This is a genomic window from Nonomuraea sp. 3N208, assembly GCF_052245935.1.
GTDB lineage: Bacteria > Actinomycetota > Actinomycetes > Streptosporangiales > Streptosporangiaceae > Nonomuraea.
Window position 1 is genome coordinate 115961 of the sequence record NZ_JBQQBR010000006.1, and the last position, 21344, is coordinate 137304.

19 protein-coding genes are annotated in these 21344 nt (G+C 70.0%); 11 read left to right on the forward strand and 8 right to left on the reverse strand.

Annotated features, from left to right (window positions below):
- Positions 1-9 precede the first annotated feature (9 nt).
- From ACTWPT_RS10555 to ACTWPT_RS10565, 3 genes are read left to right on the forward strand one after another with little or no spacing between them, the layout of a single operon-like run.
- On the forward strand, positions 10-774 hold the full coding sequence (locus ACTWPT_RS10555) for an ATP-binding cassette domain-containing protein (protein ID WP_443177098.1): 765 nt from the start codon (positions 10-12) through the stop codon (positions 772-774).
- Positions 771-2033 (forward strand): sugar ABC transporter permease, encoded by a 1263-nt coding sequence (locus tag ACTWPT_RS10560; RefSeq protein ID WP_443177099.1) that lies wholly within the window; start codon positions 771-773, stop codon positions 2031-2033. Before ACTWPT_RS10555 ends, ACTWPT_RS10560 begins: the two co-directional genes overlap by 4 nt.
- A gap of 35 nt (positions 2034-2068) precedes the next feature.
- The gene (locus ACTWPT_RS10565; RefSeq protein WP_443177100.1) at positions 2069-3271 is read left to right on the forward strand and encodes an ROK family transcriptional regulator; all 1203 of its coding nucleotides are present in this window, start codon (positions 2069-2071) and stop codon (positions 3269-3271) included.
- 12 nt (positions 3272-3283) lie between these two features.
- Here ACTWPT_RS10565 and ACTWPT_RS10570 read toward each other — a convergent pair whose 3' ends face one another.
- Genes ACTWPT_RS10570 through ACTWPT_RS10580 form a run of 3 tightly spaced genes read right to left on the reverse strand, consistent with a single transcriptional unit; the run spans position 3284 to position 5814 of the window.
- Positions 3284-4051, reverse strand: a complete 768-nt coding sequence (locus ACTWPT_RS10570; protein WP_443177101.1) for a neutral zinc metallopeptidase — start codon at positions 4049-4051, stop codon at positions 3284-3286.
- 36 nt (positions 4052-4087) lie between these two features.
- A complete protein-coding gene (locus tag ACTWPT_RS10575; RefSeq protein WP_443177102.1) occupies positions 4088-4900 on the reverse strand; it encodes a neutral zinc metallopeptidase in 813 nt (270 codons plus the stop codon).
- 56 nt (positions 4901-4956) lie between these two features.
- On the reverse strand, positions 4957-5814 hold the full coding sequence (locus ACTWPT_RS10580; protein ID WP_443177103.1) for a neutral zinc metallopeptidase: 858 nt from the start codon (positions 5812-5814) through the stop codon (positions 4957-4959).
- 159 nt (positions 5815-5973) lie between these two features.
- Between ACTWPT_RS10580 and dxs the strand changes: the two genes are divergently transcribed.
- The gene (gene dxs, locus ACTWPT_RS10585) at positions 5974-7866 is read left to right on the forward strand and encodes a 1-deoxy-D-xylulose-5-phosphate synthase (RefSeq protein WP_443177343.1); all 1893 of its coding nucleotides are present in this window, start codon (positions 5974-5976) and stop codon (positions 7864-7866) included.
- Here dxs and ACTWPT_RS10590 read toward each other — a convergent pair.
- Entirely contained in the window at positions 7814-8449 is a 636-nt protein-coding gene (locus ACTWPT_RS10590; RefSeq protein ID WP_443177104.1) for a DedA family protein, read from the reverse strand. The two genes, dxs and ACTWPT_RS10590, sit on opposite strands and share 53 nt — an antisense overlap.
- 108 nt (positions 8450-8557) lie before the next feature.
- Here ACTWPT_RS10590 and ACTWPT_RS10595 point away from each other — a divergent pair, with 108 nt between their 5' ends.
- Positions 8558-10027, forward strand: coding sequence for an amino acid permease (locus ACTWPT_RS10595; protein ID WP_443177105.1), 1470 nt, complete (start codon positions 8558-8560; stop codon positions 10025-10027).
- A 15-nt stretch (positions 10028-10042) separates the two neighbouring features.
- Here ACTWPT_RS10595 and ACTWPT_RS10600 read toward each other — a convergent pair whose 3' ends face one another.
- The 3 genes from ACTWPT_RS10600 to ACTWPT_RS10610 all read right to left on the reverse strand — a co-directional run bounded on the left by ACTWPT_RS10600 (position 10043) and on the right by ACTWPT_RS10610 (position 13759).
- Positions 10043-10423, reverse strand: coding sequence for an SSI family serine proteinase inhibitor (locus ACTWPT_RS10600; RefSeq protein ID WP_443177106.1), 381 nt, complete (start codon positions 10421-10423; stop codon positions 10043-10045).
- An 88-nt stretch (positions 10424-10511) separates the two neighbouring features.
- Positions 10512-12599 carry a 3-hydroxyacyl-CoA dehydrogenase NAD-binding domain-containing protein gene (locus ACTWPT_RS10605; protein WP_443177107.1) on the reverse strand — a complete coding sequence of 696 codons (2088 nt, stop codon included), beginning with the start codon at positions 12597-12599 and terminating at the stop codon, positions 10512-10514.
- The gene (locus ACTWPT_RS10610; RefSeq protein ID WP_443177344.1) at positions 12596-13759 is read right to left on the reverse strand and encodes a thiolase family protein; all 1164 of its coding nucleotides are present in this window, start codon (positions 13757-13759) and stop codon (positions 12596-12598) included. Before ACTWPT_RS10610 ends, ACTWPT_RS10605 begins: the two co-directional genes overlap by 4 nt.
- Before the next feature lie 232 nt (positions 13760-13991).
- Between ACTWPT_RS10610 and ACTWPT_RS10615 the strand changes: the two genes are divergently transcribed.
- A complete protein-coding gene (locus ACTWPT_RS10615) occupies positions 13992-15506 on the forward strand; it encodes an LCP family protein (RefSeq protein ID WP_443177108.1) in 1515 nt (504 codons plus the stop codon).
- A gap of 3 nt (positions 15507-15509) precedes the next feature.
- Here ACTWPT_RS10615 and ACTWPT_RS10620 read toward each other — a convergent pair whose 3' ends face one another.
- Entirely contained in the window at positions 15510-16241 is a 732-nt protein-coding gene (locus tag ACTWPT_RS10620; RefSeq protein WP_443177109.1) for an SDR family NAD(P)-dependent oxidoreductase, read from the reverse strand.
- A 163-nt stretch (positions 16242-16404) separates the two neighbouring features.
- Here ACTWPT_RS10620 and ACTWPT_RS10625 point away from each other — a divergent pair, with 163 nt between their 5' ends.
- From ACTWPT_RS10625 to ACTWPT_RS10645, 5 genes are all read left to right on the forward strand, one after another.
- On the forward strand, positions 16405-16968 hold the full coding sequence (locus ACTWPT_RS10625) for a TetR/AcrR family transcriptional regulator (RefSeq protein WP_443177110.1): 564 nt from the start codon (positions 16405-16407) through the stop codon (positions 16966-16968).
- Between the two features lie 156 nt (positions 16969-17124).
- Complete coding sequence (locus tag ACTWPT_RS10630; RefSeq protein WP_443177111.1) at positions 17125-18291, forward strand: hypothetical protein; 1167 nt, start codon at positions 17125-17127, stop codon at positions 18289-18291.
- Between the two features lie 227 nt (positions 18292-18518).
- The gene (gene nadE / locus ACTWPT_RS10635) at positions 18519-19349 is read left to right on the forward strand and encodes an ammonia-dependent NAD(+) synthetase (protein ID WP_443177112.1); all 831 of its coding nucleotides are present in this window, start codon (positions 18519-18521) and stop codon (positions 19347-19349) included.
- 213 nt (positions 19350-19562) lie between these two features.
- Complete coding sequence (locus ACTWPT_RS10640) at positions 19563-20558, forward strand: LacI family DNA-binding transcriptional regulator (protein ID WP_443177113.1); 996 nt, start codon at positions 19563-19565, stop codon at positions 20556-20558.
- Positions 20555-21328, forward strand: a complete 774-nt coding sequence (locus tag ACTWPT_RS10645) for a sugar phosphate isomerase/epimerase family protein (RefSeq protein WP_443177114.1) — start codon at positions 20555-20557, stop codon at positions 21326-21328. Before ACTWPT_RS10640 ends, ACTWPT_RS10645 begins: the two co-directional genes overlap by 4 nt.
- The last annotated feature ends 16 nt before the right edge of the window (positions 21329-21344 follow it).

The following is a 21344-nucleotide window of genomic DNA, read 5'->3' on the forward strand; positions in this document are numbered from 1 at the left end:
GGGAGCCCCATGACCCCCCTGCTTGAAGTGCGCGGGATCGACAAGAGCTTCGGTCCGGTGAAAGTCCTGCACGACGTCGAGCTCTCGGCGTACCCCGGCGAGGTCACAGCGCTCGTCGGCGACAACGGCGCGGGCAAGTCGACGCTGGTCAAGTGCGTCGGCGGCATCTATCCGATCGACTCGGGCGAGGTCCTCTTCGACGGCCGCCCGGTCGTGATCCACTCTCCCCGCGACGCGGGCGAGCTCGGGATCGAGATCGTCTACCAGGACCTGGCGCTGTGCGACAACCTCGACATCGTCCAGAACATGTTCCTCGGCAGGGAGCGCAAGAGCGGGCTCCTGCTGGACGAGGACAGCATGGAGGAGCTGGCCGAGAAGACGCTCAGCGGCCTGTCCGTGCGTACGGTGAAGTCCATCCGGCAGCAGGTCTCCAGCCTGTCCGGTGGGCAGCGGCAGACCGTCGCCATCGCCAAGGCCGTGCTGTGGAACAGCAAGGTCGTCATCCTGGACGAGCCGACCGCGGCGCTGGGCGTCGCCCAGACGGCGCAGGTGCTCGAACTCGTGCGCAGGCTGGCCGACACGGGCCTCGCCGTCGTGCTCATCTCCCACAACATGAACGACGTGTTCGCCGTCTCCGACCGGATCGCGGCGCTCTACCTCGGCAGGATGGCCGCCCAGGTCAAGACCGCCGACGTGACGCACGCGCAGGTCGTCGAACTGATCACCGCGGGCCGCAGCGGTGATCTCGGCCTCAAGAACGGGGTCACGCCATGATCAAGGTCAAGGAACTCCCCGGCGAGGCCATCGTCACCGCGACGCAGGCCCCGTCGATCAAGAACAGCTTCCGCGCGTACATCCAGCGCGTGCGCGGCGGTGACATGGGCGCGCTGCCCGCCGTGCTCGGCCTGGTCGTGCTCTGCGCCGTGTTCGCCGTCGCCCGCCCGTCCTTCGTCACCGCGGGCAACTTCGCCAACCTCTTCACCCAGGGTGCCGCCGTCACGCTCATCGCGATGGGCCTGGTGTTCGTGCTGCTGCTCGGCGAGATCGACCTGTCGGCCGGCTTCGCCAGCGGTGTGTGCGCGGCGGTGCTCGCCGTCACGCTCACCAGCATGGGCCTGCCGTGGTACGTGTGCGCGCTGGCCGCCATCCTCACCGGTGTGATCATCGGGACCGTGCTCGGCACGCTGGTGGCCAAGGTCGGCATACCGTCGTTCGTCGTGACGCTGGCCGCGTTCCTCGCCTTCCAGGGCCTGGTCCTGGTGCTGGTCGACGAGGGCACGAACATCTCCATCCGGGACAACGTGATCGTCGCGATCGCGAACAGGAACCTGCCGCCGTGGCTTGGCTGGGCTCTGTACGCCGTGTGCGTGGCCGTCTTCGCGGGCGTGCAGCTGTTGCGGGCGAGGAAGCGGGACAAGCGCGGGCTGGTGGCCGACCCGCTGTCACTGATCGCCTTCCGCGTCGGGACACTGGCGGTGCTGGCCGGCGCCGCCGTGTTCGTGCTCAACCTGGAGCGCAGCCGTAACCCCCTGCTGGTCTCGCTGACCGGCGTGCCGATCGTGGTCCCTGTCATCCTGGTGCTGCTGGTCGTGTGGACCGTGATCCTGCGGCGCACCGCGTTCGGCCGCCATCTCTACGCGGTCGGCGGGAACACCGAGGCCGCCCGCAGGGCGGGCATCCCGGTCGACCGGCTCAGGATCAGCGCGTTCGTGATCTGCTCCTCGATGGCCGCCATCGGCGGCATCGTGGCTGCTTCCCGCGCCAGCTCGGTCGACCCGAACACGGGCGGCAGCTCCGTCCTGCTGTACGCGGTCGGCGCCGCGGTCATCGGCGGAACGAGCCTGTTCGGCGGGAAGGGCCGGGTGCTCGACGCCGTGCTCGGCGGCGCCGTGGTGGCAGTGATCGAGAACGGCATGGGCCTGATGGGCTACGGGGCGAGCGTGAAGTATCTCGTCACGGGGTCCGTCCTGCTCCTTGCCGCAGGCGTGGACGCCCTTGCGCGCAAGCGGGCGGCTGCCGCTGGGTTAAGGTGATCGGCGACCAGCAGCCCCTGAAGGAACCCCAGACCATGCGTGCCGGCCCGTCGCAAGAGGACATCAGACGCCACAACCTCGGCGCGCTGTTGCGTCATGTCCATCTGGGCGGGCCGATCTCGCGCGCGGAGCTGACCTCGAAGATGGGGCTCAATCGCAGCACGATCATGGCGCTGACCTCCGACCTCACCGCGGCCGGGCTGGTGCGCGAGGAGCTGCCCCGCGAGACGGGCCGCGCGGGCCGGCCCTCGCTCGTGGTGCGGCCCGAGTCGGCGCGCGTGTACGTGTTCGCCTTCGACGTGGGCCCCGACCGGCTCGCCGTCGCCCGCGTCGGCCTCGGCGGCGTCATACTCGATCAGCGGGAGATCGCACGCCGGCGGAGCGCGTTCGAGCTGGAGGAGCTGACCGGGGCGCTGGCCGGGTTCGCCCGCCAGATGCGGCGCAAGACCAGGGACGACACGGTCTGCGTCGGCGCGGCCGCGGCCGTGTCGGGCGGCGTGCGCAAGGCCGACGGCGTGGTCACGTTCGGGCCCAACCTGAAGGCGGAGGAAGCGCCGTTCGGCGAGGAGCTGGGCCGCAAGCTGGGTCTAGGGCTGCCGGTCAGCGTGGGCAACGACGCCAACCTGGCCGCGCTGGCCGAGCACAGCCGCGGCGTCGGCGTCGCCATCCGCGACCTCATCTACCTGCACGGCGACGTGGGGATCGGTGGCGGGATCATCACCGGCGGGCACCTGCTCGGCGGCCACGACGGCTACGGGGGTGAGATCGGCCACATGGTGGTCAACCCGGGTGGCCGGGCGTGCGGCTGCGGCTCGCACGGCTGTCTGGAGGCCGAGGTGGGGGAGCGGGCCCTGCTCGAGTCGGCTGGCCGGTTCGGGGGACAGCAGGGTCGGGACGCGGTGCGGGCCGTGGTCGAGGCCGCCGACCGGGGGGACATCGTCGCGCAGGAGGCGCTGAGCCGGGTCGGCGAGTGGCTGGGGCTGGGCGTGGCGAACCTGGTGAACATCTTCAACCCGGAATTGGTGATCTTCGGGGGGATGTTGCGTGAGGTCTATCTCGGGTCGGCGGCGCAGGTGCGTACGCAGCTGACCCTGCATGCCATGGCGCCGCAGCGCGAGCGGCTGCGGTTGCGCACATCGGCGCTGGGGGACGCGGCCACGCTGGTGGGCGCCGCCGAGTTGGCCTTCGCCCACGTCCTCGCCGACCCCTTGGAAGTCCTGGCCCGCGCCAACACCTGACCCCGGCTCCCGTCAGGTGACCTTGGCCTTGGTGGCCGTCCACGTGTTGCAGAAGCCCGTGGCCCCGCCCCGATAGCCGCGGTCCTGCCAGAACGCCAGGTTCTTCGGCTTGCCGTGGATCTCGCTCTCCTCGGCCCGCCGCACGGCGTCGATCCATTCCTCCCACTCGATCTGGGGCTTGATCGACTCGAGCGTCGCACTGTAGAAGACGCCGGCGAAGCACTCGGCCTGCATCTCGAGACGGTGGCTGAGCAGGGTGCGCGCGCTGCCGGACGCCGGCCGGTACAGCGCGCTCTGCGCGTCCAGCACGCCGGTGAGCTGCTGCACGTGGTGCCCCCACTCGTGGGCGACGGAGTGCGCCATGTTCATCCTGAACGGGTCCCGCAGGTCCTGCTTCATGATGCGGATGACGATCGTGCGCTGCTCCGGGCAGTAGTGGGCGCCACTGCTGGTGATCTTCCCGCAGACGGAGTCGGAGCCCGTCGTGATCGTGACCTGGGGCGTGCTGTACGCCAAGCCGGCGGCCGCGAACCGGCCGGCCCAGAACCGGTCGGCGCACCGGGCCATCGCCCGGTGGAAGGACTTCAGCGAGGCGACCACTCCTGCCCGGATCGCGGGGACCACGCACGTCAGACGGGGCTGGTCACCGCCCATCACGTCGGACAACCCGGTCTGGGGCGTGCCCGGCGCCGCCGCCCAGGCGGGCCCAGATAAAACGAGCGCAGATAACAGGAGACCCGCGGCCGTGCACGTAGCTGCCGCTACGAGAAGAGTGCGCACGACCGCGGATCATAGATCAATATGTCGGGATTTGTCCTAGATTACCTGCGACTTCGGCGCCTTGAAGGTGTTGCAACCGCCCGCGGACTCGGTGTCGAAGCCGCGCTTCAGCCAGCGCCCCACAGTGGTGGGCTTTCCGTGCGTCTTCGAGCCCCAGTCCTCCACGTTCACCCCGATGGCCCCCAGGCCGGCGCCGCTGCCGCCACCCTTGACGAGGAAGTCGAACTCGGTCTGCCGGCGGCCGAGCGAGTGCCACACGTCGCCGATGAACGCCCCGGACAGGCATTCGGCCTGTAGTTCGAAGCGGCGCAGCTCGTCCAGCACCTTGGCCTCGTTCTTGCCGTTGTAGCGCGTCAGGCCCTTGAACATGCCCGTGAGCTGCTGGACGTGGTGGCCGTACTCGTGGGCGACGGTCACCAGCAGGAGCATGTCCGACTGCTCCTCGACGAGGGCAGGCTGCACCAGGAGGGAGATCTTCTTGTTGAGCGAGCAGTACAGCGCCAGCGCGCCGGCGGGGTACTTGCCGCATCCTGTCGCCGCGCCGACCTTGGTGACCACCTGGAACGAGGGCTTGCTGAAGGCGAAGCCGGCCTTCCTGATCTTCGGTTCCCAGGCGGCGTTGAGGCAGTCGAGCACCACGTCCATGTAGCCCTTGACCTCGTCCGCGCTCCCGGTCAGGACCTTTGGCTCCTCGCAGGTCTCGAGGCCCAGCTCGCCCGTCTTGTAGATCGGGTTGTTGGCCAGGACCGGCTTGAACGCCGGAGCGGACGCGGTAGCCGCATGGGCCGTGCCGGCGAACAGCACGCTCGCCAGGGCGCCCGCGATGAGCGCCAATCGGGGGATACGCATGGGAATGCACCCTAGTAAAGAGGGAGTTCCAGGTAAAGGAAGATTAAAGCGTGGCGTCAGGTGACATTTCGGTAAGTCGAGGCCCAGGTGTTGCATGAGCCCGGAGTGCCGCGGTTGAAGCCCCGCGTCATCCAGGCGGCCTGCGTCGGGCCCTTGCCGTGGTCGTTCTGCGGCCACCCCTTGGCGCCGTTCTTCCTGAACCAGTCCACCGTGTACGACCAGTCCGCGTCGGTGACCAGCCGCGTGCCCTGCATCGTGCTCATGAAGACCGACGAGAAGCACTCGGCCTGAAGCTCCGACTTGCGGGAGAGCATGAGCCGCTGGGCCTTGGTCGCTCCCATCCTGGCCGTCCAGTAGTAGTTCCAGATGCCGGAGATCTGCTGGACGTGGTGGCCGTACTCGTGGGCGATCAGCCGCGTGATGCCCAGCGGGAACGGGTTGCGCAGCTGGTCCCTGCTGATCATCAGGTACATCGTGCGGTCGGTGGAGCAGTAGACGCCGTCGGCGCCGGTGTTCCACGCTCCGCAGGGCGTCTTGACCTTGCTGGTGATGATGCGCAGGCGCGGCTTGGCGAAGGGCAGCCCGGCCTTGCGGAACTGGGCGCCCCACGCCCTGTTCAGGCACCCGGTGACGCGGGTGAGGAAACGCCGGTACGCCGTCATGCTGCCGGCCGGCAGGTCACCGGGTGAGCAGTTCACGTCGGCCAGCCGCCCGGTCTTGTAGAGCGGGTTCGCCGTGGCCAGCGCCTTGCCCGGCGCCGCCGCCCGCTTCTTGTCGGCGGCTTTCACCGGCGGGGAGACGATCTGCTGGGCCTCGTTGTCCGGCTCCGTCGAGGTCGTGGCCACGTCGGCGAGCACGAGCACCAGACCGGCCGCCGCCAGGGCGAGCGCCAGAAGAGCAGCGACGAGTGCCACGAGTTTGCTTATGGGGACGGAGTTCATAGGTACCGAAAGACTAGGTCAAGATCGGACAAATGTGGGTGCATTTGACTCGATGGAGTCAGCGAGGCGTCCGCGAACTACACTCGGGTGGTCGGCGCACAAGAGCAGAGGGGAGTCGGATCCGTGAGCGGGTTGCTGGGCTCGATCAAGGGACCGGACGACGTCAAACGGCTGGCGGCAGATGAGCTGCCGGGGCTCGCGGGGGAGATCCGTGACCTGCTCGTTGACTCGTGCGCGAGATTCGGCGGCCATCTGGGCCCCAACCTCGGCGTGGTGGAGCTCACCATCGCCGTCCACCGCGTCTTCGACTCGCCGCGCGACCCCGTCGTCTGGGACACCGGCCACCAGGCCTACGTGCATAAACTCCTCACCGGCCGGGCCGCCGGCTTCGCGGCGCTCAAGCAGGAGGGCGGCCTGTCCGGCTATCCGAGCCAGGCCGAGTCCGAGCACGACTTCGTGGAAAACTCCCACGCCTCGACCGCGCTGTCCTACGCCGACGGCCTGGCCAAGGCGTTCAAGCTGCGTGGCGACCACGACCGCACGGTCGTCGCGGTGATCGGCGACGGCGCGCTGACCGGCGGCATGGCCTGGGAGGCGCTCAACAACATCGCCGCCGGCGAGGACCTGCCGGTCGTGATCGTGGTCAACGACAACGGCCGCTCCTACTCACCCACGATCGGCGGGCTCGCCTCCCACCTGTCCTCGCTGCGGGTAAACCGCCGCTATGAGGAATTCCTCGACTACGTCAAGGACAAGATCGGGAACGTTCCGCTGCTCTACGACGCGCTGCACGGCGTGAAGAAGGGCGTGAAGGACGTGCTGGCGCCGCAGGTCATGTTCGAGGACCTCGGGCTGAAATACGTCGGCCCCATCGACGGCCACGACGAGCAGGCCATGGAGGCGGCCCTGCACAAGGCCCGCGACTTCCGCGGGCCTGTCATCGTGCACGCGGTCACCCAGAAGGGCCGCGGCTACACGCCGGCGGAAAACCACGACGAGGACCAGTTCCACGGCCCCGGCCCCTTCGACAAGATCACGGGCCAGGAGAAGCCCAAGGGCCGCATCTGGACCAACGTGTTCAGCGAGGAGCTCGTCCGGCTCGGCAAAGAACGGGATGACCTCGTCGCCATCACCGCGGCCATGCTCCACCCGACGGGGCTCAACGCGTTCGCCGAGGCCTATCCGGAGCGCATCTACGACGTGGGCATCGCCGAGCAGCACGCGCTGACCAGCGCCGCCGGACTGGCACTCGGCGGCATGCACCCGGTCGTGGCCGTCTACGCCACGTTCCTCAACCGGGCCTTCGACCAGCTCCTCATGGACGTCGCCCTGCACCGGCTGCCGGTGACCGTCGTGCTCGACCGGGCGGGCGTCACGGGTGACGACGGCGCCAGCCACAACGGCATGTGGGACCTGTCCATCCTCCAAGTGGTGCCCGGGCTCAGGATCGCGGTCCCGCGCGACGGGGACCGGCTCACCGAGCTGCTGCGCGAGGCCGTGGACGTCACCGACGGCCCGACCGTGCTGCGTTTCCCCAAGGGCCCGGTGGCCGAGGGGGTCGAGCCGGTGGGCAAGCTGGGCGAGATGGACCTGCTGCGCGTCCCAGTGGCGGACACTGGCGCCGAGCCTGACGTGCTGCTGGTCGGCGTGGGGCCGATGGCGCAGGTCTGCCTGGACGCGGCCGTCCTGCTCGACGCCCAGGGCATCGCGGCCACCGTGGTCGACCCGCGCTGGGTCAAGCCGCTGGACGAGGCGCTTGTGCTGGCCGCGAGCGCGCACAAGCTGGTGGCCGTCGTGGAGGACAACGGCCGGGTCGGCGGCGTGGGCGACGCCGTGGCCCGCCTGCTGCGCGACGCCGACGTCGACGTGCCCGTGCGCACCTACGGCATCCCGCAGGAGTTCCTCGACCACGCCAAGCGGGCCGCGATCCTCGGCCAGATCGGCCTGACCGGCCAGGACCTCGCCCGCCAGATCACTGAGGCGGTCGCGAAGCGGACCTCCCACGTGGAGCCTGCCCGCCACTGACCACCCTGCGGACCGCGGCGGAGATCGCCAGCACGACGATCACCGCCGCGGCCGCGATCGGCAGCAGCCATTCCGCGTGCTGCCGCGCCACGCCGCCCGCCACCGCGCCGAGCGTCACGTACGCGCTCACCCAGGCCGCGCTGCCCGCCATCGCCCACGGCATGAACGTGCGGTAGGACATTCCCACCGTGCCCGCCACGGCCGGCGTCAGCGCGTGCAGCACCGGCAGGAAGTACGCCAGTGCCAGCGCCCACCCCCTGCGCTCGAACAACCGCTCCGCGCGCTCCCAACGCGCCTCGCCGATGCGCCGCCCGAGTCGCCCGTGCCGCAGCCGGGTCCCGTAGCGGCGGCCCAGGAAATAGCCGCCCGAGGCGCCCGCGAAGCACGCCAGGATGCCCGCGCCGATCAGCGCCAGCGCCTCCAGAGGGCTGTCCGCGCTGGCGCCCGCGACCAGCAGCAGGGTGTCGCCAGGCGTGATCAGGCCGACTCCGACCGAGGCGTCCAGCGTCAGGAAGACCAGCAGGAACAGCAACACCACGCCAAGGTCTTGTCTGGCCAGAGCGTCGAGCAGACCATGAGACATAGTCCAGGACCGCTACCCCGATACGGGAAGATCATCGGGAACGTCACCGAACCATCCCTGTCAAGCAATAAGGAATGATCGCCTAGCGTATGGGAAGGATCACTGGCCGTGGAGATCTTTCGTACGAAGTCCGTCGAACAGTCGATCCGTGACACCGAGGATCCCGAGCATCAGCTGCGTAAACGCCTGACCGCCACGGACCTCACGGTCTTCGGCATCGGCGTGATCATCGGTACCGGGATCTTCGTGCTCACTGGAACGGTCGCGAAAGGGCTGGCAGGCCCGGCGGTGGCGCTGTCGTTCGTCGTGGCGGGCATCGTCTGCGGGCTGGCCGCCCTGTGCTACGCCGAGTTCGCCTCCACGATCCCGGTGGCCGGGTCGGCGTACACCTTCGCCTTCGCCACCCTGGGTGAGTTCCCCGCGTGGGTGATCGGCTGGGACCTGCTCCTGGAGCTGGCGCTGGCGGCGGCCGTGGTGGCGACCGGCTGGTCCGGCTACTTCGCCTCGATGCTGGCCTCCATCGGCGTCCCTCTGCCGGCCTCTATCGCCGGGGCGAACCCCGTGGTCAACGTCCCCGCCGTGCTCATCATCGCCGTCCTCACCGCGATCCTGGTCGCCGGCATCAAGCTCTCCTCCCGGGTCAACCTCGTCCTGGTGGTCACCAAAGTCGCGGTGGTCCTGCTCGTCATCATCGCCGGGCTGTTCTTCATCCGTGTCGCCAATTACACGCCGTTCATCCCTGAGGCGGTGTCCACGCCGCGCGTAGGAGGGCTGAACGCGCCGCTGATCCAGGTCCTGTTCGGGATCACGCCGGTGGCGTTCGGCGTGATCGGCATCTTCTCCGCAGCGGCGATCGTGTTCTTCGCCTTCATCGGCTTCGACATCGTGGCCACCGCCGCGGAGGAGACCCTCGAGCCGCAGCGGGACGTGCCCCGCGGCATTCTCGGCTCGCTGGCGATCTGCACGTTCCTGTACGTCGCCGTCTCGCTGGTCGTCGTGGGCATGCAGAATTACACCGAGCTGAGCACATCCGCGCCGCTGTCGGACGCGTTCCGGGCCGTCGGGCAGACCTGGCTGTCCACGATCATCAGCGTGGGCGCGATCGCCGGCCTGACCACCGTGGTGCTCGTGCTGCTGCTGGGGCAGACCCGGGTGCTGTTCGCGATGTCCAGGGACGGGTTGATGCCGCGCGCGCTGTCGAAGGTCCACCCCCGCTTCGGCACCCCCGCCAGGCTCACCCTGGTGATCGGCGTCGTGACGATGGCGCTGGCCGGATTCGTGGACTTCGAGGAGCTGGCCGAGCTGGTCAACATCGGCACGCTGTTCGCGTTCGTGATTGTCTCGATCGGCGTGATCGTGCTCAGGCGCACCCGGCCGGACCTGCCCCGGGCCTTCCGCACGCCGTTGGTGCCGGTGCTGCCGATCCTGTCCGTGCTCGCCTGCCTCTATCTGATGCTGAACCTGCCGGTCGAGACCTGGCTGCGGTTCCTGATCTGGATGGCCATCGGCGTGGTCATCTACTTCGGCTACAGCTACTGGCACAGCAGGACCGGCGCACCTGTGAAGGGCAGGCGCTAGCCCGCCCTTCGTCGGTCAGGAGAGCAGTTTCCCGCCCGCGGCCTGCATCACGCAGAAGTTGCGGTACCCCTTGCTCCACGCCACCTTCCTGCCGCGCCAGGTGCCCGTGATGACCACCGCGTACGGCTGGACCTGCTGGTCGCAGGTGTCGTTAGCCGGCACGTGAATCTTGTTGAAGTCACCCCCGAGCTGGCGGATCACGTCGCAGGCCGCGCGCGGGTGCGGATGGGTGCCGCCGTCGGGCCCGCATTCGAGCGTGCCGCCCCGCGTCGGGCTGCCCTTCGTAGCGATCGCGATCTTCAGTTTGCCCTTGGGTGGGCGGGCCGCCTGCGCGGCGGGGGACGAGCACGCCAGGAACGCCGCGCAGAGCGCGATCGTACCGATCGTTCGCATCATGATTACCCTCCGTTCGTCGTGCGGCACCAAACGCTACGGCGATGAAGGTCATGAAAAGCGGGGGCCCTGGTCGGGCCCCCGCAAAGAATCAGGCGGGGAGCGAGGCCACACCCGGAGGAAGGAACCGGGGCTGGGCGATGCCGGTCCTGTCCAGATAAGGCGTGATGCCGCCCAGGTGGAACGGCCAGCCGGCGCCGAGGATCATGCACAGGTCGATGTCCTGCGGCGCCGCGACCACGCCCTCGTCGAGCATGATGCGGATCTCCGTGGCCAGCGCCGTCAGGACGCGTTCGCGTACCTGCTCGGCGGTGGACGGTGCGGTGCCGCCCGCGAAGAGCGCCACCGCCTCCGGGTCGAGCGTGAAGTCGGGGCGGTAGACGCCCGGCTTGCCCGCGGCGACCAGCTTGGCCATGTTCTCCGAGACGCCGAAGCGGTCGGGGAACGCCTCGTGTAGCGTCTCGGCCACGTGCAGGCCGACCGCCGGGCCGACGAGCTGCAGCAGCGCGAACGGCGTCATCGGCAGCCCGAGCCCGTCGAGCGCGTGCTCGGCCACCTCCAGCGGCGTGCCCTCGTCCACGGCCGCGACGACCTCGCCCATGAAGCAGGTCAGCAGCCGGTTGACCACGAACGCCGGAGCGTCCTTGACCAGCACCGACGACTTCTTCAGTGACTTGCCGACGGCGAAGGCAGTGGCCAGCGTGGCGTCGTCGGTCACCGCGCCCTTGATGATCTCCAGCAGCGGCATGACGGCGACCGGATTGAAGAAGTGGAACCCGACCAGCCGCTCCGGGTGCTTCAGCCCGGCACCCATCTCGGTGAGGGACAGCGAGGAGGTGTTCGTGGCGAGCACGCACGTCGGCTCCACGACCGCTTCGACCTCGCTGAACACCTGCTTCTTGACCGCCATGTCCTCGAACACGGCCTCGATCACGAAGTCGGCGTCGGCGAAGGCGTCCTTGGTCAGCGACCCGGTCACCAGGGCCCTGAGCCGGTTGGCCTGGTCCTCGGTCACGCGGCCCTTGGCGAGGAGCTTGGCGACCTCGGCGCGTACGTACTCCACACCCTTGTCGAGCCTGGCCTGGTCGAGGTCGGTCATCACGACGGGCACCTCGAGGCGGCGCGCGAACAGCAGCGCCATCTGCGAGGCCATCAGCCCCGCGCCCACGATACCGACCTTGGTGACCTTGCGGGCCAGCGAGCGATCCGGCGCGCCCGCGGGCCGCTTGGCCCGGCGCTGCACCAGATCGAAGGAGTAGAGCCCGGCCCGCAGCTCGTCGCCCATCAGCAGGTCGGCCAGCGCCTCGTCCTCGGCGGCGAAGCCCTCGTCGCGGGTGGCGGTCTCGGCCTGGACGATCAGGTCGAGCGCCCGGTAGGGGGCGGGGGAGGCGCCACGCAGCTTCATGTCCACCAGGAAGCGGGCGTCGGCGACGGCCTTCTCCCAGCCGTCGTGGGAGCGGCGCTCGACGCTCACCTCGCCCTGGAGCACGCGGGCGGCCCAGCGCAGCGATTCCTCCAGGAAATCGGCCGGCTCGAACATGGCGTCCGCGACGCCGAGCTCGAAGGCGTCCCTGCCCTTGATCATGCGGTTCTGCGCCAGCGGGTTCTCGACGATCAGCTTGATCGCCTTGGCCGGGCCGATCAGCCGCGGCAGCAGCTGGGTGCCGCCCCAGCCCGGCACCAGGCCGAGGAAACACTCCGGCAGCGCCACCGCGGGCACGCCGGAGGAGATCGTCCGGTACGTGCAGTGCAGCGCCACCTCCAGACCGCCGCCCATGGCCGCGCCGTTGACGAACGCGAACGACGGGATCGGCAGCTCGCCCAGCCTGCGGAAGACGTGGTGGCCGAGCGCGCCGATGGCCAGGGCCTCCTCGCGGGAGGCCACTTGGGCGGCGCCCTTGAGGTCGGCGCCGACGGCGAAGATGAAGGGCTTGCCCGTCACGCCGACCGCGGCCAGGTCGGTGCGCTCGGCGATCTCCGACAGCGCGCCGTTCAGCGCGAACAGGCCGTGCGGGCCGAACGTGTTCGGCTTGGTGTGGTCGAAGCCGTTGTCCAGCGTGATCAGCGCCATCGTGCCCGCGCCGTAGGGCAGCTGCACGTCGCGCACCAGCGCCTTGGTGACGACTTCGTCAGAGTTGCGCTCGCTCAGCAGCGCCCGCCAGGTGTCGATGTTACTCACGCCAAGTTCTCCCAGATCACAGTGCCGCCCATGCCCATGCCGACGCACATCGTGGTGATGCCGTAACGCACGTCGGGACGCTCGCCGAACTGCCGCGCGAGCTGCGTCATCAGTCGCACGCCCGAGGAGGCGAGCGGGTGGCCGTAGGCGATCGCGCCGCCGTAGGGGTTCACACGGGAGTCGTCGTCGGCGATGCCGAAGTGGTCGAGGAATGCCAGGACCTGTACGGCGAACGCCTCGTTGATCTCGAACAGCTCGATATCCGAAATATCCAGATTCGCCAGCCGGAGCGCCCGTTCCGTGGACGGGATCGGGCCCACGCCCATGACCTCGGGGTCGACGCCCGTGAACGCGTACGACACCAGCCGCATCTTCGGCGTCAGCCCCAGCTCTTCGGCGATGTCCTTGGCGGCCACGATGCAGCCGGTGGCGCCATCGTTGATCCCCGACGAGTTGCCCGCCGTGACGTTGCCGTGCGGCCGGAACGGCGTCTTGAGCCCGCTCAGCCCCTCCATCGTGGTGCCAGGGCGCGGCGCCTCGTCCTCGACGGCCAGCCCCCAGCCCTTCTCGGCCGTCCTGATCGCGGTCGGCACCAGGTCAGGCTGGATCTTGCCGTCGGCGTACGCCTTGGCCGCCTTCTCCTGCGACAGCACCGCGTACGCGTCCGCGCGCGCCTTGCCGATCGCCGGGTAGCGGTCGTGCAGGTTCTCCGCCGTCATGCCCATGACCAGCGCGCTCGGGTCGACCAGCTTCTCCGACAGGAAGCGCGGGTTGGGGTCCACGCCCTCGCCCATCGGGTGGCGGCCCATGTGCTCGACGCCGCCCGCGATGGCCACGTCGTACGCGCCGAACGCGATGCCGCCCGCGACTGTGGTGACCGCGGTCATCGCGCCCGCGCACATGCGGTCGATCGCGTACCCGGGCACGCTCTTGGGCAGCCCGGCCAGCACCGCCGCCGCCCGGCCGATGGTCAGGCCCTGGTCGCCGATCTGCGTGGTCGCGGCGATGGCGACCTCGTCCACGCGCTCGGGGGGCAGATTGGGGTTACGTCTGATGAGCTCGCGGATGACCCGGACGACCAGGTCGTCGGCGCGGGTCTCCGCGTACAGTCCCTTCGGCCCTGACCTGCCGAAAGGCGTGCGCACGCCGTCGACGAACACGACGTCACGAGAGGAAGGCACGGATTCGCTCCTCGCTGCTGGATGGGGTTCCACGCTCATGCTACTCGTGAGTAACTAGTCCGCGTTCCGCCCTCCCCCCGGGCCGGGTGATGGAGGAGTGGCGGAAAGGTCATAGTCTCCCGGGCTGCGGACAGGCGAACTGAGCGTGGGGGCGGTGGGCAAGTGGTGATGTGCCGTCGGGGACCCCTGGTTGTGGCTATGCTTCGCGATCATGACGCAGGGGGTGGACCGCGTGAGAGGGCGACCCGGCGATGCGGACACCCGCGTCGCCCCCGTGCCGCGCCGGTCCAGGAAGCTCGACCCCCGGCCGCGCAGGAACCCGCTGACGCCCCTGGGCTGGGTGAGTGTGGCGCTGACGGTCGTGCTGGTGGCCACCACGCTCGGCGCGTACGCGTACTACCGCAGCATCGAGAGCAGCATCCCCCGCGACCCCATCGTCGTCGGCCCGAACCGGCCGCCGGATACGGGGGCGCTCAACGTGTTGCTCGTCGGCTCCGACTCCCGTGAGGGCGACAACAAGCAGTATGGTCCCAAGTCGCAGGGGCTGGGGGAGCGGACCGACACGATCATGTTGCTGCACATTTCCCCGAACAGGGACAAGGCCACCATGATCAGCTTCCCTCGCGACTCCATGGTGGCCATCCCTGAGTGCCAGGGCAGGAACGGCGCCGTGCTCCCCGGCGGGACCAGGCAGATCAACTCCGCCTTCAACGACGGCGGCATCAACTGCACGGTCAAGACGCTCGAATCGCTCACCAACATCAAGATCAACCACTTCGTGAAGGTCGACTTCACCGGCTTCAAGGGCATCATCGACGCCGTCGGCGGCATCGAGATCTGCCTGCCCAAGCCGGTCAACGACCCGAAGGCGAAGCTGGTGCTCCCCGCGGGCAAGCACGTGGTCAACGGCGAGCAGGCGCTCGGCTACGTACGCACCCGCTACGCGCTGGGCGACGGCAGCGACCTGAGCAGGATCCAGCGCCAGCAGGTGTTCCTCACCCAGGTGCTGAAGAAGATCACCGACGGCGGCCTGCTCACCAACCCCATCAGGCTGAACGACTTCCTGCGCTCGGCCGCCGCCGCGGTCACCGTGGACAGCGAGCTGACGTTCGAGCGAATGCTGGAGATCGCCGACAGCGTCAGGGGCCTGACCGCCAAGGAGCTCAAGGGCATCACGGTGCCCGTCGAGGCGTACCCGCAGGACAAGAACCGGGTGCAGTTCAGCCAGCCGGCGGCGAAGGAGTTCTTCGAGGCCGTACGCAACGACGTCGAGGTCACCGCCACCCCCACCCCCGGCAAGTCCGCCACGCCGAAGATCGAGCACGAGCAGGTGCGCGTCCAGGTGCTCAACGGCACCAGCGAGGGGGGCAAGGCCGTCCAGGTGGCCGACGAACTGACCGCCCAGGGCTTCGTGGTCATCGAGGTCGGCAACGCTCCTGCGACCGCGACCACCGCGATTCGCTACGCGAAGAAGGATGCCCAGGACGGCCCGGCCTACGCCGACGCGATCGCCGCCCGGCTGTCCCAGGACAAGCGGACCGCGGTGGCCGGCAAGGTCAAGCCGGTCGACACCCAGCCGTACAAGTCCAAGGTCGCCGAGCCGCCCGACGGCCCGATCGTCCAGCTCGTGATCGGGGCGGACTGGCCGGGCGTGCGCGTGCAATCGGCGATACCGGACTCGCTCAAGGACAAGGTGGTCGACTCGAGCACCAACCCGTGCTTGTGAGCCTCAGGCCGTGACGCCTGCGTCGACGGGGATCGAGGCGCCCGTGATGTGGCGCCCGCCCTCCCCGGCGAGGTAGGCGACAGCGGAGGCGATGTCGTCGGGAGAGCAGTACGTGCCGAGCGCGGTGTAGCGCCGCTCCTCCTCCGCCTCCGGGGCGTCGGCCGGGTTCATGTCGGTGTCCGTGGAGCCCGGGTTGACCAGGTTCGCGGTGATGCCGCGCGGTCCCAGATCTCGAGCCAGACCCTTGACGAGGCCGGCCAGCGCCGACTTGCTCATCGCGTACGCCGTCCATCCGGGATAAGGCACCCGCTCGGCCAGGCTGCTGCCGATGAGGACGATCCTGCCGCCCCGCCCCATGTGCCGGGCGGCCGCCTGCGCCAGCACGAACGCCGCCCTGGGGTGAACGGCGAGCAGCCGGTCCACCTCCTCGAGCGTCACCTCCTCCAGCGTCCCGTACGGCGCGATCCCGGCGTTGCTCACCAGCACGTCGAGCCGCCCCAGCTCGCGCACCGTGCGCTCCACCGCCTCGACCAGCGCGCCGGCGTCGGCGGCCTCCGCGCGCATGCCGAGGGCGCGGCGGCCGGCCGCCTCGACCTCCTTGATCACGGTGGCGGCCCGGTCGCTCGCGTTCTGGTACGTGATCGCCACGTCGAATCCGTCGCCGGCCAGCCGCCGCGCGACGGCTGCGCCGATTCCTCTGCTCCCGCCCGTGACCAGGGCGACCTTACGGATCATGCCATCCTCCAAGAACCGGAATGTGTTCCGGTTGTACTCTAAGCGGAACGCATTCCGCATGCAAGTGATGCCAGGATGGAGATCGATCGTGAGAGGGTCCGGGATGGCGCGAGGGCGGAGACTGTGACGCGAGAGGGCGGACCGTGACGCGGGAGGGCAGACCGTGAAACGCGAGCGCACCGACGCGGCCCGTAACCGCGCGAAGATCCTCGCCGCGGCCGAGGCCATCGTCGCCGACCGGGGAGTGGGCGGCTTGTCGATGGCGGAGGTGGCCGCGGCCGCCGGGGTCGGCGTCGGCACGCTCTACCGGCGCTTCGGGGATCGCTCCGGGCTGGCGTACGCGCTGATCGACCGGCGGGAGCGGGAGTTCCAGTCCGCCTTCATCGAGGGGCCGCCGCCGCTCGGGCCGGGTGCGGAGCCCGCCGCGCGGGCACGCGCGTTCCTCGACGGGCTCGCGGATCGCACAGTCGAGCAGCTCGACCTCCTGGTCATGGCGGAGACGGCGGGGCCGTTCGCCCGGTTCGGCGGCGCGTACGACGCCTACCACGGGCATCTGGCGATGCTGATCGCGCAGCTGCGGCCGGACGCAGACGCCCCCTGTCTGGCCGACGCGTTGCTGGCGCCGCTGGCCGCGCCGCTGCTGGCGCATCGGATCCGGGAGTGCGGCGTGGGGATCGAGCGGGTGAAGTCGGCGCTCGGTGATCTGCTCGACGGACTCGCCGCCTGACCGCCGTCTGGAATACCGCCTGAGGTGGCCTGAGAGCGTAGAGTGACGAATGTTACTCTACGTGATTTTAGGGAAACATGTGAAATTTCCGGACAAGTGATGGTCGGGTCTGCTAGGAAAGGGCGCGGTCCGAATTCGTACTAGAGAGGTTCCATCGTGGCGCGCGACGAGAACGACAGGCCATACGAGGATGGGCAGGGTAGGCCGTTAAACCCGGAGCTGACGGGTGACGTCCTGTCGCCGCGGTGGAGCACCGATGACACCGACGAGCAGCCTGCCATCCAGGTCGTCGGCAACGAGACCTACATCATGCCGCCCAATTCGCTGACCGGTGAGCCGCAGTTGGTGGGCCGCGACGGCGTGCGTGACGTGCTCGACGACGCCCCGGCGGCCTCGCACGATCTGCTGGGCGGCGGGCCCGGCGACCTGGGCAGCGGCCAGCGGGACGTGCTGGGCGACCCCGGTGGCCCGTACGACGTGCTCGGTGGCCACAGTGGTCCCCATGACGTACTCGGTGGCCACAGTGGTTCCCATGACGTGCTGGGGGGCCACAGCGGTCCCCATGACATGCTCGGCGACGCCAGTGGCCCGCATGACGATCTGCTGGAGCACAGCGGACCGCATCGTGTTGACGACGAGGCCCCGTACCTGCCGCTCGACCGGGGCTACGAGGCGGGCTACGCCGACGACCGCGAGGAGGACCAGCCCAAGCGCGGTTTCCTCGGTTCGGGGTGGACCGACGACTCCCATGGCGGGCGTTCGGGCGGCGACCGTGAGGTGCGGCGCCGCACCAGGAAGCTACTGGTGGCGGCCGCTGCGGTGGTGCTGGTCGGCGTGGGGGCCGGGTTCATGCTCACCGGCACCTCGTCGGACGACCCGTGCCAGGGCGGCCAGTGCGCCAGCGCGGGGGAGGTGACCACGCCTTCCGACAGCGCGGCTCCGGAGGACACGCCGGCCGAGGAGGCCACTCCCGAGCCCGACGATTCGGCCACCACCGAGCCGACCGATACCGAGTCCGCAATGCCCCCGACGACTCAGCGGGCGCGGCCGACTCGCGAGCCGGCCGCGCGTCCCACGTCCACCCGCAACGGCGAGCCGACCAAGAAGCCCACCAGCCAGGCCACCAGGCCGCCGGTGAGCGAGATGCAGGACACGGACCCGGACCCGGACACGGCCCCCCAGAACTCGCCGGACAGTAAGCAGCAGCCCCAGCAGCAGCAGAGCACCCAGCCGGCACAGCAGCAGCCCACAACCCAAGCGCCCGCGCCGACGCCGACGCAGGAGGAACGGAAGGGGCTGCTCGACATCCTCTTTCCCTGGTGACGCTCCCACGGGCCGGGGCACGACCCGCTGACGCACCCATTCCCCGGCCCCGGGCCCGCCTGCCGGGCACACCCCCGGCACCCGACTACGACCGGTTGTTGCTGCCAAGTCACATGCGCTGAGCAGTCATTCGCGGCCGTCCTCTAGAGTGCTGCCGTCCCCTGCACGCGCCTGTGGCCCCGCCTGGCGGCGCCTGCCCTGCCTACGGGCCCCACCGAGGAGCAACCGTGACCGACTTGGCGTCCATGTCCCTGCAGCAGGAGATCGCCCGAGACCTCCAGGTGAGCGCGTCCTTCGAGGTGCAGCAGGAGATCGAGCGCCGGGTGAGCTTCCTCACCGACCAGCTGACCTCCACGGGCCGGCGCTCGTTGGTGCTGGGCATCAGCGGCGGTGTGGACTCCATGACCGCGGGCCGGCTGTGCCAGCTCGCCGTTGAGCGGGTCCGTGCCGCCGGGGGACAATCGACGTTCTTCGCGATGCGGCTACCGTACGGCGCCCAGGCCGACGAGAAGGACGCGCAGCTCGCGCTGGAGTTCATCAGGCCCGACCGGGTCCTGACCGTCGATGTGAAGTCCGCCAGCGACGCCGCGCTGGAGGCGGTGCTGGCCAGCGGCATGGTTTTCCGCGACGCGCACCACCAGGACTTCGTGCACGGCAACATCAAGGCCCGGCAGCGCATGATTGCTCAGTACGCGGTAGCGGGCGCCCACGAAGGCCTGGTTGTGGGCACCGACCACGCCGCCGAGGCGGTCTCCGGCTTCTTCACCAAGTTCGGCGATGGCGCGGCCGATGTGGTCCCGCTCACCGGTCTCACCAAGCGGCGCGTACGGGCCCTGTCGCAGGCTCTGGGTGCGCCGTCCGCGCTGATTCTGAAGACGCCGACCGCAGACCTGGAGACACTGAACCCGGGCAGGCCCGACGAGGAGGCGCTCGGCGTCACCTACGACGACATCGACGACCTCCTTGAAGGCAAGCCGGTCGATGAGGCTGCCTTCGTGGCCATGGTCCGCCGCTACCGGCTCACCGAGCACAAGCGACAGCTGCCGATCGCCCCCTGAGCTGGTCCCTCGTCAGCCGCCTGCGCGTCGGGGCTGCGCCGCCGTAGGCCGGTGGCTCGCCACGGCCGTCGGCGTCTGGTCGCTCATTTCCCGGGCACAGGATCGTTCGGACGCGGCGCGGCGGGCGTTTGTCGTGCCGGGGACTGGGCGTGCAAAGATGCGGATCCAGGTGCTGTTCTGGCACACTTGGAAACCGCTTTCCGAGGAGGTCTCGTGGTCACGCTTGAGGACGTCGCCAGGCAGGCGGGCGTCTCGCTCGCGACCGCCTCGCGGGTGCTCAACGGCAGCACCCGCCAGGTCGGCGCGGCCCTGCGGGCCCGCGTCGAGCAGGCCGCCGACGAGCTGGGCTACCGGGCCAACATCGCGGCACAGACGCTGGCCCGCGGCGCCGGCAACGTCATCGGCATCGTCGTGCACGACCTGACGGACCCCTACTTCGCGGCCCTGGCCGACGGGGCGATGCGGGCCGCGGCCACCGAGGGCCTGCTGGTCGTGGTGGGAACCACGCATCGCGACCCGGAGCAGGAGATCGCCTACGTGGCCACGCTCAACGCCCAGCGCGTGCGGGCCGTGCTGCTGGTCGGCTCCCGTGTGGCCGACCCGGCCGTCACTGGGCGGCTCCGCGACGAGCTGGCCAGATACCGGTCGGGCGGTGGCCGGGCCGCCTGCGTCGGGCAGGACCTGCTGGGTGTGGACACCGTCGCGCCCGCCAACCGCGAGGGTGCGGCGGAGCTGGCCCGCGCGCTGGCCGGGCTCGGGCACACCCGCTTCGCGGTGCTCGCCGGGCCGCCGCACCTGGTGACCGCCGCCGACCGCTGCGCCGGGTTCGCCGGGGCGCTGGAGGAGCTGGGGCTGCCCGCGCCGGACGTGATCCACGGGCCGTTCGACCGCGACGGCGGTTACGCGGCCGCCCAGCAGGTGGGCAAGGACACGACGTGCGTGTTCGCGGTCAACGACGTGATGGCGGTCGGGGCGCTGGCGGCCTACCGGGAACGCGGCATCCGGGTGCCGGAGGACGTGTCGGTGGCCGGTTTCGACGACATCGTCACCCTGCGGGATCACGTGCCGGCGCTGACCACCGTGCGGCTGCCGTTGAAGGACATGGGAGCGCGGGCGCTGGAGCTGGCGCTGGGCGAGGAAGAAGCGGTCGTCGTCGAGCAGGTCGCCGGCGAGGTCGTGTTGCGGGAAAGCGTACGGAGGCTGATGTGAGGCTGGCGGTCAGTACGCTGGGGATGCCCGGCGAGGATCTGGACCGGGCGATCGAGATCGCGACCGGGCACGGCTGCCAAGGGCTGGAGCTGCGCCTGCACCCGGACACCGGGGTGCACGCCGGGCTGGACTCGGCGGAGCGGCGTTCGGTGCGGGAGCGAGTGGAACGCGCGGGCCTGGAGATCTCCGCCCTCGCCGGCTATGTCGGGATCTGCGAGCCGGGGCCGGATGAGCCGGTCCTGGAGGCGCTCCTCGCCGATCTGCGGCTCGCCGCCGACCTGGGCGCGCCCGGGGTGCGGGTGTTCCCACGCGGCGAGGATCCGGCCGTCGGCGCCCGCAGGCTGAAGGCGGTCTCCGGTACGGCCGAAGCCCTCGGCCGCCGCGTGCTCGTCGAGACGCACGACAGCATGGCCACCTGCACGGCTGTGGCCGGGCTGCTTGCCGAGGCGGGCTGTCCGGACACGACGGGAGCGATCTGGGACCTGCTGCACCCGTGGCGGCACGGTGAGTCCCCGGCCGACTCGCTGGCCGCGCTCGGCCCCTACCTGGCCTACGTCCAGGTCAAGGACGCGGTCTCGGCGCAGGACACCACCCCGGTGCCGATGGGCACAGGATCCGTGCCGCTGGAGGAGGCGGGCGAGTTGCTGCGCGGGTCCGGGTATGACGGCTGGGTGTCACTGGAGTGGGAGCGGACGTGGTATCCGCAGGTCGCGCCGGTCGAGGAGATCCTGCCGGGAGCCGCTGACTGGGTTCAGAGGTTCGCCGCTTAGATAGGGGCATGCCCCT

Coding starts and splice junctions, on each gene's coding strand:
- ACTWPT_RS10600 (WP_443177106.1), bottom strand. CDS start 10,423: ATGATGCGAACGATCGGTACGATCGCGCTCTGCGCGGCGTTCCTGGCG.
- ACTWPT_RS10565 (WP_443177100.1), top strand. CDS start 2,069: ATGCGTGCCGGCCCGTCGCAAGAGGACATCAGACGCCACAACCTCGGC.
- ACTWPT_RS10615 (WP_443177108.1), top strand. CDS start 13,992: ATGACGCAGGGGGTGGACCGCGTGAGAGGGCGACCCGGCGATGCGGAC.
- ACTWPT_RS10575 (WP_443177102.1), bottom strand. CDS start 4,900: ATGCGTATCCCCCGATTGGCGCTCATCGCGGGCGCCCTGGCGAGCGTG.
- ACTWPT_RS10555 (WP_443177098.1), top strand. CDS start 10: ATGACCCCCCTGCTTGAAGTGCGCGGGATCGACAAGAGCTTCGGTCCG.
- ACTWPT_RS10560 (WP_443177099.1), top strand. CDS start 771: ATGATCAAGGTCAAGGAACTCCCCGGCGAGGCCATCGTCACCGCGACG.
- ACTWPT_RS10590 (WP_443177104.1), bottom strand. CDS start 8,449: ATGTCTCATGGTCTGCTCGACGCTCTGGCCAGACAAGACCTTGGCGTG.
- ACTWPT_RS10620 (WP_443177109.1), bottom strand. CDS start 16,241: ATGATCCGTAAGGTCGCCCTGGTCACGGGCGGGAGCAGAGGAATCGGC.